Source organism: Acidobacteriota bacterium (assembly GCA_040754075.1).
In the GTDB taxonomy this organism is placed as follows: Bacteria; Acidobacteriota; Blastocatellia; order UBA7656; family UBA7656; genus JBFMDH01.
This window is the reverse complement of record JBFMDH010000006.1, coordinates 158,686-175,951: the sequence shown is the minus strand read 5'-3', so window position 1 is coordinate 175,951 and position 17,266 is coordinate 158,686. Positions and strand designations below refer to the sequence as shown.

Sequence of the window (17,266 nt, the reverse complement as noted above, 5' to 3'; positions counted from 1 at the left end):
ATAGCAGCGACTTCTGTCGTCTGTCGCTAAGTCTTAACCCTTGATACCCAAACAGCCAAGCAGGGACTGTTATGAAAAAGACTCTGAGCGTTTTTTTATTGATTGGAGCAGGTGTTTTCCTGGTCTCGCCACTCCTTGCCGGTTACGCACAAAATGTGTCGGTTGCGACGCGCGGGCGCATTGTCCGCGACGGCGATGAAAAGAAACATACGCCCTACATGGATGATTCGGGTCCGCGCAAAACCGACCGTCCGCTTTATGAAGTCGAACAACTTGAACGCCGCTGTTTTGATGAAGTCAACCGCCAGCGCAAAGCGCGCGGGCTTGCGCCGTTGCGTTTTTCGGATGAACTGTTGCCGCTGGCGCGTTATTACAGCTGGCGCATGGCGGAAGAAAAATTCTTTTCGCACACCGACCCTGAAGGGCGCACCATCAAAGAGCGGGTAAGCGAATACGGCATTCGCTGGCGGGTTCTGGGCGAAAACCTCGCGTACTCGAACGGCTATGTCAATCCGGTTGCCGCAAGTCTGAGCGGTTGGATGGACAGCCCCGGTCATCGCAAAAATATCCTCGAATCGGTTTATACGCAAAGCGCCATCGGCGCCTGGATCAGCGCCAACGGCACGGTCTATTTCACTCAGATTTTCATCAGTAAATAGGATACAGGATACGGATTCAGTGAAAGTATGAACGTTTACAGTTGGTTGTCGTAGAGCATTCCGCTTTCAACCTTGTTCATTGTTCATCGTTCTGCCTTCATCGTTTCTTCTGTCCTGAATCCCCAATCCTGTATCCTGTATCCTATGCGAGTTAAATCCTACGCCAAAATCAACTGGACGCTTGATGTGCTTTACAAACGCGAAGATGGTTTTCACGAACTTCGGACGATCTATCAAACGGTTTCGCTGCACGACACCCTGACCTTGACTGAAACTGATGGCGCAATCGACATTGTTTGCGCCGATGCGCGGGTGCCGACGGATGAAACGAATCTGGTGTATCGGGCGGCTGCCAAACTGCGTGAAGCCGCAGGGGTAAGAAGCGGCGCGAGAATCGAAATTGAAAAACGCATTCCCGTAGCTGCCGGGATGGGCGGCGGTTCATCGAATGCGGCGGCAACGCTGTTGGGACTTTTGCGGCTCTGGCGCGTGGTGATGGATGAGACGCAATTGACATCAATGGCTGCGGAACTTGGTTCCGATGTACCGCTTTTTTTAATCGGCGGAACCATGCTTGGCATCGGACGCGGCGAAGAGGTCTATCCGATTGCAGAGGTAAACTGCGCGAATTTATTGCTAGTTAATCCCGGCATTGCGGTGTCAACGGCTGAGGCATACAAAAAGCTTTCACGGTTGACAAGGCAAGAGTCGCCCCTTATCATACCCTTTACTTTTTTTGCCGCAAAAGACATCCATAGGCTACCACTAAGAGCCAGAAACGATTTTGAAGCGGTGGTGTTCAGCGACTATCCGAAAATCGCGGAAGTCAAAAAGAGCTTAATTGAAGCAGGCGCACGACACGCGCTGATGTCGGGCAGCGGCGCGACGGTATATGCGGTCTTTGACAATCAGGTAACGAGCGAAAACGCTAGAGACTTAATGCGTGCCCGGGGGTATTGGGCAGAGTGCGCCCATACGATTAATCGTGGTCAATATAAAAAAACTATTTTTGAGTAATTGAAAATTGTCGAAAAACATTTGCTTCGAGTCTATTTCATCCGCAAAATAACTCTTCAATGGAGTCTGCGCCGCAGATGTGCGGGGGACTCGCTACGAATCATCAAATCGAAATCAATTGATGGGGAGTCGCCAAGTGGTAAGGCAGCGGCCTTTGGAGCCGCCATTCGGAGGTTCGAATCCTCCCTCCCCAGCCATTATCAGTCAGTAGTCGGCAGCCGACAGATGATGAAAACTTTGCTGTCTACGGCTTACTGTCTGTTGCTTACTTTTGCTAAGGGGGATTTGTGAGTTTGACAGAGGAAGGCGTCGCAAGTATCAAAGAGGGGGGCGTTAAGAATTTGAAGGTATTTTCAGGAAATGCCAACTTACCGCTTGCTTTGGAGATTTGCCAGCATCTTGGCATGGAGATTGGAAAAGCCAATACCGGACGCTTTTCTGATGGCGAGTACAATTTTCAAATCCTCGAAAATGTGCGCGGACAAGATTGTTTTATCGTCCAGCCAACCTGCCCGCCGGTGAACGAAAACATCATGGAACTGCTCATCATGCTGGATGCCTTCCGGCGTTCGTCGGCAAAACGGGTAACCGCCGTGATTCCTTATTACGGTTATGCGCGCAAGGATCGCAAAGACCGTCCGCGAGTGCCGATTTCATCGAAGCTCGTTGCCAATTTGATTACTGAGGCTGGAGCCGACCGCGTCTTGCTTTTTGATTTGCATGCCGGACAGATTCAAGGGTTCTTTGATATTCCGTCAGACCATTTATTTGCCGCGCCTGTGCTGGTCAAATATTTTCAGGAGCAGAACCTGCCGAACCTGACGGTGGTTGCGCCCGATGCCGGAGGCGTTGAACGCGCCCGCGCCTATGCGAAACGCCTGGACGCAGAACTCGCGATTATTGATAAACGTCGCGATTATGACCGCCTCGGCGAAGTCGAAGTTTTGCATGTGGTTGGTGAAGTCGAAGGGCGCACGGCACTGATTGTTGACGATATGATTGACACTGCCGGAACACTTGTCAAAGCCGCCGAGGCGCTCAAGAAAAATGGCGCAGAGGTGGTTTACGCGACGGCGGTGCATCCGGTTTTTTCAGACCCGGCGCTTGAGAGAATCGAAGCGTCGCCGCTTAAAGAAGTGGTGGTGACCAATACGATTCCGACAGAAAAAGCCTGTCGCTCATCGAAAGTCAAATGTATGAGCGTTGCCGGACTTCTGGCGCAGGCGCTGGTTTCGATTCACAATGAAACATCTGTGAGTCGGTTGTTTATTTGAGTTGTGAAAGATGACGAGAGGCAATTGCAAGATTGCCTTCCAATACTACTTGTCATAGGAGTTTGTCGAAAATGAATATAGAAATTACATTAAATGCTACGGTTCGTGAAGGCGTTGGCAAAGGCTTTGCCCGCCGTTTGAGAACGCAAGGGCTGATTCCCGCAGCCGTTTATGGCGAAGGCGAAGACCCGATTGCAGTTGCTGTCAATACCAAGGAGATTGCCCTGATTTTACGTTCCGAGCATGGGCACAATACGATTTTCAATCTGGCGATTGCCGATAAAGCGCCGACCACCGTTATTATCAAAGATTGGTATGTTGACCCCGTGAAAGGGAAATTGCTACACGCCGATTTAATGCGTCTGTCGCTGACCACGGTTACACGGGTTCGTGTTCCGATTGAAATGATTGGTGAACCATACGGCGTCAAAAATCAGGGTGGCATTCTCGAATCCGATTTACGCGAAGTCGAAATCGAATGCTTACCTACAGACATTCCCGACCACGTTCAGGTTGATGTGTCAGGGTTATCTCTCGGACAACACGCCACGGTTGCCGACCTCATCTATGATCGGACGAAAGTTAAAGTGATGACCGATGAGCATCAGATGGTCGCAGGCGTTGTCGCTTCGCGCCTCGCGGTCGCCGAACCGACACCTGTTGAAGCCACCCCTGAAGGTGGTGAACCCGAAGTCATCAAAAAAGGGAAAACCGAAGAATAGTAGTCGGCTATCGGTAGTCGGGAGCCGGTTTCATCAAACAGATTACCGACTGCTGACCACCGACTACTGGCGACTGGGTTATGAAGTTAATTGTCGGGCTTGGCAATCCTGGACGAGATTATGAAAAGACGCGACATAATCTCGGATTTATGCTGATTGACCGGTTATTTGAAAGAGCAGGCGGGCATCGCTTTCGCGAAGAAGCCAGCGCCGAAATCGCAGAGGTCAATTTGGCGGGTGAGCGCATAATGCTCGTCAAGCCCCTGACCTACATGAATCTGAGCGGCAATGCGGTTCGTCCATTGCTCGAAAAATATGCGGGCGGTGAAGCGTCAAACCTTATAGTCGCCTGCGATGATGTGGCGTTGCCATTTGGCATGATTCGCATACGCCCGCATGGCAGCGCCGGCGGGCAAAAAGGCTTGCAATCGATTATTGACCGGCTCGGCAGTCAAAATTTTCCGCGCCTGCGACTCGGCATTAAACCTGAGCATCAGGTCGGGCAATTGAAAAATTTCGTGCTTTCGCCGATACCCAGGAAAGATTACGAAGCATTGAACGCAGTTCTCGACCGCGCTTCCGATGCTGTCGAGATGATTCTCAAAGACGATGTCGAACGCGCGATGCAAAGTTTTAATGAACGTGTGAAAGAAGTGAAAAGTGATGATTGACAGGTGACGGAAAATGGGTCGGTTTAAACCGGCAAAAATTTTTACCGGTCGTCATTACATTAGATTTCACTATCTCAAGCTCTTTCTCAAGGAGTTCTCAAATCGAATCTCCTTGCTCTGACTTCAAGGTCAGGGCTTAACCGAACCCGCGAAGGGTTCAAAAAATCCATAAGGAGGAAATCTCTTCAATGAGAGTTTACGAAGTTCTATTTATTGTCTCTCCGAAAACCGAAGAGGAAGACATTCAATCTCTCATCACTCAATTCTCGGACACCGTCACCCATCAGGGGGCGAGCGTCACGAATGTCAACCGCCTGGGGCTTCGCCGCCTCGCTTACCCAATTCAAAAATTCAATGAAGGTCATTATGTGATACTGACCGTTGAAGGTTCCGGTAAAGAAATTGCTGAAATCGAACGCCGTATGCGCGTCGTTGATGCAGTCATCCGTTACCTGACCATCCGCATCGATGAAGACCTCAAACGCGCTGCCAAATTCAAAGCCCGGCGCAGTTCGCGCAATTCAAATCATGCGCCGAAACCACGTCGCGATTCGCGAGGCAACAACTATGCTCAAGCTTCAAGAGAGGAGGGTGACGAATAATGAGTTCCGAACCGAAACGAGAGGATAAAGAAAGAGGCGGTAATCGTCGCTTTGTGCGAGTGAAAAAGTCTTGCCGGTTTTGCAGTGATAACGTCGATTACATCGATTACAAAGATACCCGGGTGTTGAATTCATATGTTCCTGAACGCGGTAAAATTTTGCCGCGTCGCATCTCAGGCGTATGCTCACCACATCAACGGATGCTCGCAACCGCAATCAAGCGCGCTCGCAACGCCGCGCTGATCCCGTTTGCTGCAGACTAATCTATGGAGTCTGGAGTCTGGAGTCTGGAGTCTGGAGTCAGTTTTGACAATCGGACTCTCGACTCTTGACTCTCGACTCTCGACTGGAAAAGAGAGGTTTATACAATGGCACATATGGATGTTTTACTTTGTGAAGACGTAGACAACCTGGGGCAACGTGGTCAAGTCGTGCGTGTGCGTACAGGTTACGGAAGAAATTATTTGTTGCCGCAAGGACTGGCGATCAATGCCACCGCCGGTAACAAAAAGATGATTGATGAACAACGCCGCGTGCTTGCCAAACGCGAAGAACGCGAACGCCAAGCCGCGCAAAGCGAATCCGAAAGACTCAATGGTTTGGAACTGCGCTTTGAACGTCGCGTCGGCGAATCCGGCATTCTTTTCGGTTCGGTGACGGCGCTCGATATCGTTGAAGCGTTAAAAGCGCAAGGCTATGAAATCGAACGTCGCCGGGTGGCGTTGAAAGAGCCGATTAAAGAGACCGGCGAGTTTGAGGTGGTGATCAAACTGCACCGCGAAGTGACCCCCACGGTCAAAGTTTCGGTACGCCGAGAAGGCGGCGAAGAAGCGCCTGCCGAAACCGCTGCCGCCACAGAAGCGGCTCCTGTAGCCGATTCCACGGCGGATGAAGCTACGACGGAAGCCGCTGAAGTGAACGCGGCAGAAGCTACTGAAGCCACTGAAACCGCCGCTTCCGAAGAAGCGTAATCTGAAAAATATTTTTCTACCCAACCTATTTGGTGAAGGATGAAAAGTTACTGAATCTTTCATCCTTCACCCTTTTTTTCTCCCTCGCACATCGGGCATTTGTAATGTAGAATCCGCAACGCTCATTCACTTTCAATCACCGTTCAGGAATCGGCATTATGACGCGATCAGCAGCCAGCGACCCATTTTTTGAAAAAGGGCTTCCTTCAAATCTTGAAGCGGAGCGTTCGATTCTCGGCGCTATTCTGCTCGACAATTCGGTCTGCAATCAGGCAATGGAATTGATGCGCCGTGACGATTTTTTCCTCGACTCGCATCGTCGCATCTTCGACAAAATGATTGTGCTCAGCGAGCGCGGCTCGTCGATTGACATGATTACGCTTGCCGAAGAGTTGCGCCGCGCCGGTGAACTCGAACAGGTCGGCAATGCCACTTACCTCTCGTCGTTGATTGATGGCGTGCCGCGCACCGACACCATCGAGCCTTACGTTAAAATCGTCAAATCGAAAGCGATTCTCAGAAAGCTTATTACCGCATCGAACCAAATCATTGCCCGCGCTTTTGACGAAGAAGACGACCCCGACGTCATTTTAGACCAGGCTGAGCAGGCGATTTTTCAGATTGCCGAAGACCGCGTTCGCGCAGGCTTTCAACATATCGGCGATGTGGCGCAACGCCGTCTGGAACAAATCGAACAGATGTCCGGGCGTCCCGAAATGATTACCGGCATTCCTTCGGGCTTTACCGATTTCGACCAGATGACCTCAGGGATGCAACGTCAGGATTTGATTATCATCGCCGCCCGCCCGTCTGTCGGGAAAACCGCGCTGGCGTTGAATATGGCGCTCTATGCGGCGAAAAATGCCCATACCATCGGCATATTCAGTCTGGAAATGTCCGCTGAACAACTGGTATCGCGCTTGCTCTGTTCCGAAGCCCGGGTTGATGCGCACCGTTTACGAACCGGTTATCTGAATCGTGAAGAATGGGCGCGGCTCGCGGATGCGTTAAGGCGTTTATGTGAAACCAAAATCTTTATTGATGACACGCCCGGTATCAGCGTTCTGGAAATGCGCGCCAAGACGCGCCGCCTGAAAGCCGAACACGGACTGGATTTATTGGTGGTTGACTATTTGCAATTGATGCAGGGGCGCGGGCGCATCGAATCGCGCCAGCAAGAGGTTTCGCAGATTTCGCGCGATTTGAAAATTCTTGCCAAAGAGTTGGATGTGCCGGTCATATCCCTATCGCAACTCTCGCGCGCCACCGAAACCCGCAGCGACCACCGCCCGCAACTGAGCGATTTAAGAGATTCAGGTTGTCTTACGGGCGATAGTTTGGTGACGCTTGCTGACACTGGCAGACAAGTTCCAATTCATGACCTGGTTGGTAAATCAGACTTTGCGGTTTGGGCATTAAATGAAGCGACGATGAAAATCGAAAAAGCAGTGGTTAGCAATGCTTTTTCAACAGGCATTAAGCCAGTTTACAAAATGACGACTCGTTTGGGGCGTGAAATTCGCGCCACTGCAAATCACAAGTTCCGCACCTTTGCCGGATGGAAACGATTAGATGAATTAAAAACCGGTGAGCGATTGGCAATGCCGCGAGTAGTTCCAAGCGGCGACAAGCAGACCCTGAGTGATGCGGAACTGGCATTGCTTGGTCATTTAATTGGCGATGGTTGTACGTTGCCTCGCCAGGCGATTCAATATACGACTCGCGAAAAAGATTTGGCGGACTTGGTCGCTACGCTTGCTGTCGAAGTTTTTGGCGGTGAAGTCGCTCCACGTATAAAATTTGAGCGCAACTGGTATCAGGTTTATCTGTCTTCAACGCGACATCATACACATAGGGTGCGCAGCGTCGTTTCAGAATGGTTGAGCGAGTTAGGCGTATGGGGGCTGCGCTCTTATGAAAAGCGCATTCCGCAAAAGGTTTTTGAGCAACCCCAATCAGCAATTGCACTTTTCCTTCGCCACCTCTGGGCAACCGACGGGTGCATCCGATTAACCAAAAATCATTATCCAAGCATCTATTACGCATCCAGCAGCCAAGCATTGGCTATCAGCGTTCAATCGCTTTTATTGCGAACGGGTATCAACGCAAGTTTGTATAGAATTTCTCAAAATGGGAAAGGCAGAGATCAACATCAGGTTCATGTGAGCGGAAAAAATGAGTTGGAAAAATTTGCTGACCTTATTGGTGCGGTTGGCGAATACAGAAAACTCTCTTTGGCAGAAATAAAACTTTCCGTTGCCAATTTCCGAGCCAATACCAATAGGGATATTGTGCCTCAAGATATCTGGCAGCATTATGTATTACCAGCAATGAAAGAAAACCACATCACCACAAGAGACATGATGCGGAAAATCAGCACAGCATATTGTGGGACGCAACTGTATCATCAAAATGTGAGCCGTGAACGCGCAGAGCGTATATCACAAGCTGTTCATTCTGAGGCGCTGGAAAAATTGGCAACGAGCGATGTTTATTGGGATGAAATTAAATCCATTCAACCTGATGGTGAAGAAGAAGTTTTTGACTTAACGGTTCCAGCCCACCATAACTTTATAGCCGCTAACCTCTTTGTTCACAATAGTATAGAGCAAGACGCCGACGTCGTCTGTTTTATTTATCGTGATGAAGTTTATAATGCGACGGATGAAAATCGCGGCACCGCCGAGTTGATTGTCAGCAAACAGCGAAACGGCCCGACGGGAACCGTGCCGCTGGCATTTTTGAAAGAGTTCACCCGCTTTGAAAATATGTGGCGGGGTGAATAAACGATTCATCAAACGAAAATTTTTCGAGCGATTTTAGCAGCTTGGTTTGCTAAGATTTGAATCGGTAATCAGTCGGCGCCATTTTAATTTTGTATCGTAAACATCACGACTTATTTTTGTAATGCAAGGTATCGAAACATCCATTCCGCGAAGACCTACTCAAGCCATCATCAGTCTCGACAATTTAGCGCATAATTTCCGCTTGATAAAAAAAATCGTTGGCAACGAGGTTGCCGTCATGCCGGCGATGAAAGCTGATGCTTATGGGCACGGCGCAATCGAATGTGCGCGGGTGCTTGAGGCAGAAGGCGCAGCGTGGTTTGCCGTCGCACTGCCTGAAGAAGGCGTCGAACTTCGTGAGGCGGAAATTACGAAACCAATTTTATCGCTCGGCGGGTTTTGGGAAGGGCAGGAAGAATTGCTTATTCAATATAAGCTCACGCCGGTGATGTTTCGCCTTGATTTGTTGAAAAAATTAAATGCGGCGGCACGTCGCGCCGGGGTAATTTGTGATTATCACTTGAAAGTCGATACCGGGATGGGCAGGCTCGGCGTATCTATTACTGAACTTGAAAATTTTCTTGATGCGGCAATGCCATTAAAAAACGTGAGGCTTGATGGACTTTTGACGCACATTGCGTCGGCGGATGTAATGGAAGCCGATGGCTACTCAAATCGACAGTTCAAATTGTTCGAACAAGCGCAAACGCTTGCGCGTAAGCGCGGTCAATATCCGCGTTGGATTCATGCAGCGAACTCGGCGACGCTTGTTGCCTATCCACAGGCGCATTGCAATCTCATTCGTCCGGGAAATCTTCTGTATGGCAACTGGCGCGATACTTTAAGAACTGACCTTGCACCGCAGGATTGGCGAGCGGTGATGACCTTGCGTTCACAAATCATTTTTTTGAAAACCGTCGCTGCCGGAACATCGCTCGGTTATGGCGGGACGTTTGTAAGCGAACGCGAAAGCCGGATTGCGACGATTGCCATCGGTTATGAAGACGGATTGCCGCGCGTGCTGTCAAATCGCGGGCGTGTGCTGGTGCGCGGGCAGTTTGCGCCGATTGTCGGACGCATCAGTATGGATTTGACTTTAGTCGATGTGACCGACATTACTGAGGCGACGCTTGACGATGAGGTTGTTATAATGGGTCGGCAAGGCGATGCAGAAATTACTGCAGAAGAGATCGCTCAACTGGCAGGCACTATATCGTATGAAATTACCTGCGGCATCAGCGCACGCGTGCCGCGTATTTACAAGAGGCAATTATGAAAATTCCGTATCGTGCCGTGAATAAATTTGTACAAAAAACTTTTGTATTTTCATTTGTTGTTGCATTGATGTTGGCAACTCCCGCCTGGCAGCGGGCTTACGCGCAACAGGCAACTGCGCAGAAAGTCGCAAGTGGCAAAGTATCAGCCGATGCCATCACTCGTCACGTCAATTATCTGGCATCGGATAAATTGCAAGGTCGTCGCGCCGGAACGCCGCCAGCCGACGAAGCCGCTAAATACATCGCCAATGAATTTAAAAAAGCCGGATTGAAACCGGTTGACGGAAAAAATTATCTACAGGATTTTTCGTTTATTTCAGGCGTGAAACTGGGAGCCAAGAACAGTTTTGAATTCCATGCTATTAAAATGGTCGTAGCATCAACTTTCACCAATGAGACGCCGGGAATCGTTAGTACGAAATTAAAAGTTGGCACCGATTTTATGCCGCTGGCGTTTTCATCTTCGACTCCGGTCAATGGTCAATTAGTGTTTGTCGGCTATGGCATCAGCGCGCCGGAACTACAGCACGATGATTACGCGGGTGTTGATGTGAAAGGCAAAGTTGTCGCCATTTTGCGCGGCAGTCCCGATGGCAACAACCCGCACGGCAAATTCGCTGAATTCACCGCGCCCGGTCTCGAAGTACAAAAGAAGACCATTAAAGCCCGCGAAAAAGGCGCGGCAGGCGTCATCTTTATCAGCGAAACCGACAAGTTCAGCGACGATAAACTCTCGACCATGCGCCACGATTTGAATTTCCTCGATGCCGGCATTCCGGTTGTCGTGGTGAGCAAACAAGCTGCTGAGTCGTTGTTGGGCTTTTCGATTCAAGACGCGACCAAACGCGCTAATGGAGAAAAGACTGTCGAAGCCAAGCAAGCCAACTCGGTTATAAAGACCACCACAGTTGGGTTTCAAACCGATGTTGTAAAGCTCAATGGCAAGACGGCAAACGTTGCAGGCTTGATTGAAGGCAGCGACCCGCAACTCAAATCCGAATACGTCGTCATCGGCGCGCATTATGACCATCTCGGATTGGGCGGTGGCGAATCGCTTGAAGGCAACCCTTACGGCAAGATTCATCACGGCGCGGATGATAATGCGTCGGGAACTTCGGCATTACTTGAACTCGCGCGGGTGATGATGAGCGACAAAGCCAACCTTAAACGTAGCGTGGTTTTCCTATCGTTTTCTGCCGAAGAACTTGGCTTGCTCGGTTCAGCAGCTTACACGCGCAACCCGCTGGTGCCGCTTGCGTCAACCGTCGCCATGCTCAATATGGATATGGTTGGACGGCTTCGCGACCGTTCACTGTTTGTCGGTGGCGTCGGCACATCGCCAACCTGGAAACCATTGCTCGATAAATTGAACGGTGAAACCGTAACCTCAGCGAGCGGTCCAAACCCTGGAAATGGCTCTGGTAGCCGGTTTCAGCTTGGCACGGGGCAGGACGGTTTCGGTCCCAGTGATCACCAATCATTTTATGTGAAGGATGTGCCGGTGCTGTTTTTCTTCACCGGCTCGCACGATGATTATCACAAATCGACAGATACCGCAGAAAAAATTAATGCCGAAGGCACCAGACAGATTGCCGAATTCGTTCGCGAAATTGCTACGACAGTTGCCAATGAACCTCAGCGCATCGCTTTTGTTCGGGTTAAAAGCGAACAACCGAATCAAGGCAGACGCGGCGGCTTTCGTGTGTACATCGGCACCGTACCAAGTTATGCAGAACAAAACGACGGGTTGAAACTCGACGGCGTCAGACCGGGTTCGCCTGCCGAAAAAGCCGGACTCAAAGCGGGCGATGTGGTTATCAAAATCGCGCAAATGAATATTAAAAACGTCTATGATTACACAGCGGTATTGGGTGAATTGAAAGCGGGTGAAGAGATCGAAGTCGTCATTAAACGTGACGGGCAGGAGTTGAAAGTTAAACTCACACCTGAAAAAAGACAATGACCTTTTCGTTTCTGGTTTTTGATTTCTGGTTCAGAAAATGAATTGCTGCCCGGCAAGTTGCGGGTATCAGATTTAGCCGAAATTTTTTCGCAACAAGTTGAAGGACTACCCGGCAGAGATTAGCAACCAGAAACTAAAAACCATAAACTAGAAACTAAAAACGGAGAGACTATGCTTTTGAATGGAAAGAAGGGAATCATTTTTGGTGTTGCTAATAAACGCAGCATTGCCTGGGCGATTGCCAAGAAAGCCGCAGAGCACGGCGCGAGAATCGCTTTAACCTACCAGGGTGAACGGTTAAAAGAGAATGCCGAAGAATTGGCGGCAACCATAGATAACCCCTCGTTGTTTGAATGCGATGTGACCAAAGACGAAGATGTCGCAGGTGTTTTCAGTAAAGTGAAAGAAGAATTTGGCACCCTGGATTTTGTGGTACACGGCGTTGCTTTTGCGCTAAAAGAAGAACTCGAAGGCGAATATGTTGAAACTTCACGTGAAGGGTTTCGCATCGCTCAGGACATCAGTGTTTATTCGCTCACGGCGATTGCCAAACATGCGACGCCGTTGATGGAAAACGGCGGCAGCATTTTGACGCTCACCTATCTTGGTGGCGAACGAGTCATCCCGCATTACAATGTGATGGGGGTCGCAAAAGCGGCGCTCGATATGAGTGTGCGTTATCTGGCAGCCGATTTGGGACCAAAAGGGATTCGCGTCAATGCGCTTTCGGCTGGCCCGATTAAGACACTCGCGGCAGCAGGGATTACCGGCTTTTCAAAAATTCTTGAACATATGCGAAATAATGCGCCGTTGCGGCGCAATGTTACACAGGAAGAGGTTGCCGATGCCGGGTTATTTTTACTCTCGGATTTATCACGCGGCGTAACTGGCGAATTGCTACATGTTGATAGCGGATATCACGTTATGGGAATGAATGTGCCATAAAATGGTTTCGCAAGATAACAAATTGTATTGGTGATGACAGGTTTTTCCAAAAGTTCAGATTGAACCAATTTCAACCTGCTTGAATACAACCGTAGCCAAGAGTTTAAAATTTATAAACACCCTATTAGAAAATTGACCAACGATTGAGATTGGTGCTGGTTATTTATCTTGTAATCGGTACGGTTATAAAAAATAAACCTGTTCAGGCATTTTGACTGATTGAGGAGATGCGATTCAATCAAGATGACTGATATTTACAATGATAATTTTTATAGACGGGATAAGCAGAAATTTTCTTAATAGAATTATTCAGCGCAGAAAATGCCCTCAAAAGTGATTTAATTCAATAATTTCCGTATTCATTCAGCGCTTCAGGCGAACCCGCAAATGCGACAGGAAAAATCTTGATGATAGTAAGGGGAAGTTGTGTTTGTGGCACGATTATTGATTGAGATTTTTGCCATCTTCTTGTAGCGAAAAAGGAGTCGCAAATATCGCAAAAGCTATTTAACAGCAGGTGGAGATGCGTGCCTGTTGATACCTACAAAAAATGCTCCCCCTTTTTGGTAATGCGAATGAGAAATTTAAGCAATTGATGGCTCAAGCCCCTGCTCACAAAACGCAGCAAACATAGCTTAGGTCAAATAAGTTCGTAGCGGTGAAAATGCAAGCTAGCTCCAGAAAAAATGAAAACGCCTCTTCCATGTTCTTCATCAACGTGGTTTCGTTATTCGGGCTTGTCATTTTTGCCTATTCCGCATTCAAAGTTGCCACACAGGAATTCACCATTGAATGGGTGCTGCTCAGTTTGGTGACGGTTGTGGTGGTTTCCCGCACCGATATACACATTCCGAAATTATCAAACACCGTTACACTCGATGATACTTTTATTTATGTTGCGGCATTGCTGTACGGTGTAGCGCCTGCGGTAGTCCTTGCCGGATTGAATGCGGCGGTCTGTTCATTGAATTATCCGAACCGGCTCAAAGTCATGCGCTTTAATACGGCGGTCATGAGTTTGTCTGTATTTTTATCGAGTTCATTTGTCAGGTATCTTTTCGACGACCTGAAAGGTTTGCCGGGAAATTTCAGTCAATTGATTTTAGCAGCGCAGACGCTGGCATTGGTTCATTACCTGATCAATGCCGGACTGGTAAACATTGTTCAAGCGTTGAGGCGCGGGCGCGATGTCATCAAATTCTGGCGCGAATCTTTCCTCTGGACTTCGGTTTCCTATTTTGCCGGAGCCATCGCCGCCTGCCTGGTGGTGGAATTAATTTCCTGGGTTTCGTTTTTTGCCTTCATCATCGCGGTGCCGATTCTGGCAATCACCTATTTGACTTATAAAAACTATCTCGACAAAGTCCGGGCTTCGATTAGCCATTCGGAAGAGATGGCGGATTTGCATCTCAGAACCATTGAAGCGTTGGCGATTGCCATCGATGCCAAAGATGAAGTCACTCACGACCATGTGCGTCGAGTACAGATTTATGCGACGGGTCTGGCAAAAATTTTTGGACTTTCGGAAAGCGAAACCGAATCCTTAAAAGCCGGCGCACTCCTGCACGACATCGGCAAACTGGCGGTTCCCGATTACATTCTCAATAAGCCTGGCAAATTGACGCCCGCCGAATATGACAAGATGAAAGTCCATACGATTGTCGGCGCGGAAATTTTAGAGCGTGTCAGCTTTCCTTACCCGGTGGTGCCGATTGTCCGCCATCATCACGAACGTTGGGATGGTCAAGGATACCCTGACGGCTTGCGCGGCGAACAAATTCCCATTACGGCACGCATTCTCTCAGTGGTTGATTGTTATGATTCGGCTCTCGAAGAGCGGCAATATCGCAAAGCCATGACACCCGCCGAAGCCGTCAAACTTTTAGAAGACAATACCGGGCGAATGTACGATCCGAAAGTCGTTAAAGCGTTTGTGGACAACCTGTCGAGATTTGAAGCGGAAGTAAAATATCAGAATGTCGAACGCAAAGATAGACAAACGGAGATGCGTTCATCGGTGGATTCAGCGGACGCAATGCCGGTGAAATACGCGCCGTTTGAAACCATACGCAATGCGCATCGTGAAGTCATCACCCTCTACAACATCGCGCAAACCATCGGCACGAGTCTCGATTTGCGCGATACCTTTACGGTCTTCTCTTCGCGTTTACAGGATATTGTCAGTTATACGACCTGTGTCCTCTACCTGCGCTCGGCAGACGCGGGGATGCTCGAAGTCGCACACGTCATCGGGCGCAATTCGGAATATTTAAGAGGCGCGAAAATGGGGCTGGGGGTAGGCATTTCCGGGTGGGTGGTCGACAACGCCAAACCGATGTATAACGCTGACCCACGATTGGATTTCAATGCCTTGAAATTAGATAAACTCGATAATTATCAAACCGTGATGGCGGTGCCCTTGATTAAAGGGAAGGAGATATTTGGCGCATTGACTTTGTATTCGCAGGATAAAGCCGCCTACGAAGCCGACCACTTGCGATTGGTCGAAGCCGTTGCCAAACTGGCATCGGATGCGATTGCCAATGTTTTACATCATAAACAAACCGAAGCCAGTGCATTGTCCGATCCGCTGACGGGGCTGCCGAATGCCCGCGCCCTCAGACAACGGTTTGAAGAAGAGGTTTCGCGTTCCCAACGTTACGGTAATAAATTTGCCGTGTTGATGATGGATTTGGATGGCTTCAAAACGGTCAACGATAGCTTGGGGCATCAGGCAGGTGATACGGTGTTGAAAGAGATTGCCACCACGCTTTCAAAACAGATTCGCTCATTTGACTTTTTGTGCAGATATGCCGGCGATGAGTTTGTGGCTATCGTTCAGGCAACATCCGAAGAAGCCCCGATGGTGGTCGGGCGTATTCAACACACCATTGATGCACACGTTTTCAGTTGTCATCAAGCCGGCAAACACATTGGCATAAGCATTGGGTATGCTTGCTATGGTTTGGATGGCTATACGCTCGATGAATTACTGCTTTCCGCCGATAGAGGAATGTATAGCAATAAATTCAAACGCAAAAATGCCGGACAACCGGCAGATTCAACTCCTGATAACCCTGCTGAAGTTGATTTGACTTCATTTCGCGTGATGTAAAGTTTATCAACCTGTCATTAAAAATTTCCTTCCTGTAAATGACCAACCATCAGCGATTCGGTTAAACTGCCTGTCAATAAAAACTTTGAAAGGTAATCGTAGGTGTGAAACATTCTCAGCCTTTTGTTACGGTGAAATATGCATCGACGCTTGATGGTCGCATCGCCACCCGCACAGGCGATTCGCAATGGATTAGTTGTCAGGAAACGCTCACCCTCGCGCATCAACTGCGCGCAGAACATGATGCGATTATGGTTGGCGTTGGCACGGTTCTCGCCGACAATCCGCGTTTGAATGTCCGTTTGGTTAAAGGCCGTGACCCTTTGCGAGTGATTGTTGATGGCGATTTAAAAATTCCACTTGAGGCAAATATATTAAGTGAAGATGCAGCACCAGGCACACTCATCGCCACCAGTCCTGGTGCCGATGAAACCCGCAAAGCAGCCATAAAAGAACTTGGCGCGGAAGTCCTGACCATTGGTGGCGAAATTCCGGATGTCATCTCTTCCCGCGTAAATCTTAAACAGTTACTGGCAGAACTCCGCAGACGCCAAATCCAGTCGGTTTTAGTTGAAGGCGGAGCCGGAATCATTACGGCTCTACTTCGTGAACAATTGGTCAACCGATTGATTGTGGTGATTGCTCCGAAAATCATCGGGCGCGGCATCGAAGCCATCGGCGATTTGAGTATCACCAGATTGCGCGATGCCATTACTTTTCAGTCAGTAAAAATCGCGCAACTGGGAACCGATGTGGTGTTTGATTGCGCGCTCGAATGATGCCAGCCGCCAGTTAAACCGATGTTGATTGCCAATCAATTAGTCAATAGTCCAATGGTGATAACCCCTGAACCTCTGGCGTTATCGATCAAGCGCACAATTGAATCATAAGGCAGCACCGCCGGGGCTTTGATAAACAACACACGCGCTTCTGCCTCTCTTTGCTCCATCAAGGTTTTCAGCACCACACCGATTTCATCAATTCCCACAGGTTTGGTATTCAAGGCGAGTTGATAATCAGGCGATACCGTAAGCATCAAGGTTTCAGGTGCAGGAGCCGCGCCTTCAGGTGCCGGTTGCGGAGCTTTGACCGGTAATTGTTCTTCGCGGCGCGGATTGATGACCATAAAGATAATGATTAACACGAGCAACACATCGATGAGCGGTGTGACGTTGATGTTGGGTTTGGCGGGTGCAGCTTTTACATTTTCATTTTTCAAAATCGCGACCTCTGATTGGATTGGGCGCTCACGAACATAGACACC

The 17,266-nt window shown here is 49.1% G+C and carries 15 protein-coding genes and 1 tRNA gene; 15 read left to right on the top strand and 1 reads right to left on the bottom strand.

Annotation, left to right across the window (positions count from 1 at the left end; all coding sequences use genetic code 11):
• The first annotated feature begins 71 nt into the window (after nt 1-71).
• The 15 genes from AB1757_08965 to AB1757_08895 all read left to right on the top strand — a co-directional run bounded on the left by AB1757_08965 (nt 72) and on the right by AB1757_08895 (nt 16,781).
• Nucleotides 72-659: a CAP domain-containing protein gene (locus AB1757_08965; protein MEW6127156.1), complete on the top strand. Its 588-nt coding sequence runs from the start codon at nt 72-74 to the stop codon at nt 657-659.
• A 144-nt stretch (nt 660-803) separates the two neighbouring features.
• Nucleotides 804-1,676, top strand: a complete 873-nt coding sequence (gene ispE / locus AB1757_08960; protein ID MEW6127155.1) for a 4-(cytidine 5'-diphospho)-2-C-methyl-D-erythritol kinase — start codon at nt 804-806, stop codon at nt 1,674-1,676.
• 122 nt (nt 1,677-1,798) lie between these two features.
• A tRNA-Gln gene (locus AB1757_08955) sits at nt 1,799-1,873 on the top strand.
• Between the two features lie 90 nt (nt 1,874-1,963).
• Nucleotides 1,964-2,950 carry a ribose-phosphate pyrophosphokinase gene (locus AB1757_08950; GenBank protein MEW6127154.1) on the top strand — a complete coding sequence of 329 codons (987 nt, stop codon included), beginning with the start codon at nt 1,964-1,966 and terminating at the stop codon, nt 2,948-2,950.
• 71 nt (nt 2,951-3,021) lie between these two features.
• On the top strand, nt 3,022-3,672 hold the full coding sequence (locus AB1757_08945; GenBank protein ID MEW6127153.1) for a 50S ribosomal protein L25: 651 nt from the start codon (nt 3,022-3,024) through the stop codon (nt 3,670-3,672).
• A gap of 80 nt (nt 3,673-3,752) precedes the next feature.
• A complete protein-coding gene (gene pth / locus AB1757_08940; protein MEW6127152.1) occupies nt 3,753-4,343 on the top strand; it encodes an aminoacyl-tRNA hydrolase in 591 nt (196 codons plus the stop codon).
• Nucleotides 4,344-4,531: 188 nt separating this feature from the next.
• A complete protein-coding gene (gene rpsF / locus AB1757_08935; protein ID MEW6127151.1) occupies nt 4,532-4,945 on the top strand; it encodes a 30S ribosomal protein S6 in 414 nt (137 codons plus the stop codon).
• Nucleotides 4,945-5,208: a 30S ribosomal protein S18 gene (rpsR, locus tag AB1757_08930; protein MEW6127150.1), complete on the top strand. Its 264-nt coding sequence runs from the start codon at nt 4,945-4,947 to the stop codon at nt 5,206-5,208. Before rpsF ends, rpsR begins: the two co-directional genes overlap by 1 nt.
• Nucleotides 5,209-5,313: 105 nt before the next feature.
• Nucleotides 5,314-5,916, top strand: a complete 603-nt coding sequence (gene rplI / locus AB1757_08925; GenBank protein MEW6127149.1) for a 50S ribosomal protein L9 — start codon at nt 5,314-5,316, stop codon at nt 5,914-5,916.
• Nucleotides 5,917-6,074: 158 nt separating this feature from the next.
• Nucleotides 6,075-8,702, top strand: a complete 2,628-nt coding sequence (locus AB1757_08920) for a replicative DNA helicase (protein MEW6127148.1) — start codon at nt 6,075-6,077, stop codon at nt 8,700-8,702.
• A gap of 121 nt (nt 8,703-8,823) precedes the next feature.
• A complete protein-coding gene (alr, locus tag AB1757_08915) occupies nt 8,824-9,978 on the top strand; it encodes an alanine racemase (protein ID MEW6127147.1) in 1,155 nt (384 codons plus the stop codon).
• A complete protein-coding gene (locus AB1757_08910) occupies nt 9,975-11,942 on the top strand; it encodes a M28 family peptidase (protein ID MEW6127146.1) in 1,968 nt (655 codons plus the stop codon). Before alr ends, AB1757_08910 begins: the two co-directional genes overlap by 4 nt.
• Before the next feature lie 171 nt (nt 11,943-12,113).
• On the top strand, nt 12,114-12,887 hold the full coding sequence (locus tag AB1757_08905) for an enoyl-ACP reductase (GenBank protein ID MEW6127145.1): 774 nt from the start codon (nt 12,114-12,116) through the stop codon (nt 12,885-12,887).
• Nucleotides 12,888-13,551: 664 nt separating this feature from the next.
• A complete protein-coding gene (locus tag AB1757_08900; protein MEW6127144.1) occupies nt 13,552-16,002 on the top strand; it encodes a diguanylate cyclase in 2,451 nt (816 codons plus the stop codon).
• A gap of 104 nt (nt 16,003-16,106) precedes the next feature.
• Nucleotides 16,107-16,781: a dihydrofolate reductase family protein gene (locus AB1757_08895; protein MEW6127143.1), complete on the top strand. Its 675-nt coding sequence runs from the start codon at nt 16,107-16,109 to the stop codon at nt 16,779-16,781.
• 35 nt (nt 16,782-16,816) lie between these two features.
• On the opposite strand, the gene AB1757_08890 is transcribed toward AB1757_08895, so the two are convergent.
• The gene (locus AB1757_08890) at nt 16,817-17,221 is read right to left on the bottom strand and encodes a biopolymer transporter ExbD (protein ID MEW6127142.1); all 405 of its coding nucleotides are present in this window, start codon (nt 17,219-17,221) and stop codon (nt 16,817-16,819) included.
• Nucleotides 17,222-17,266 lie beyond the last annotated feature (45 nt).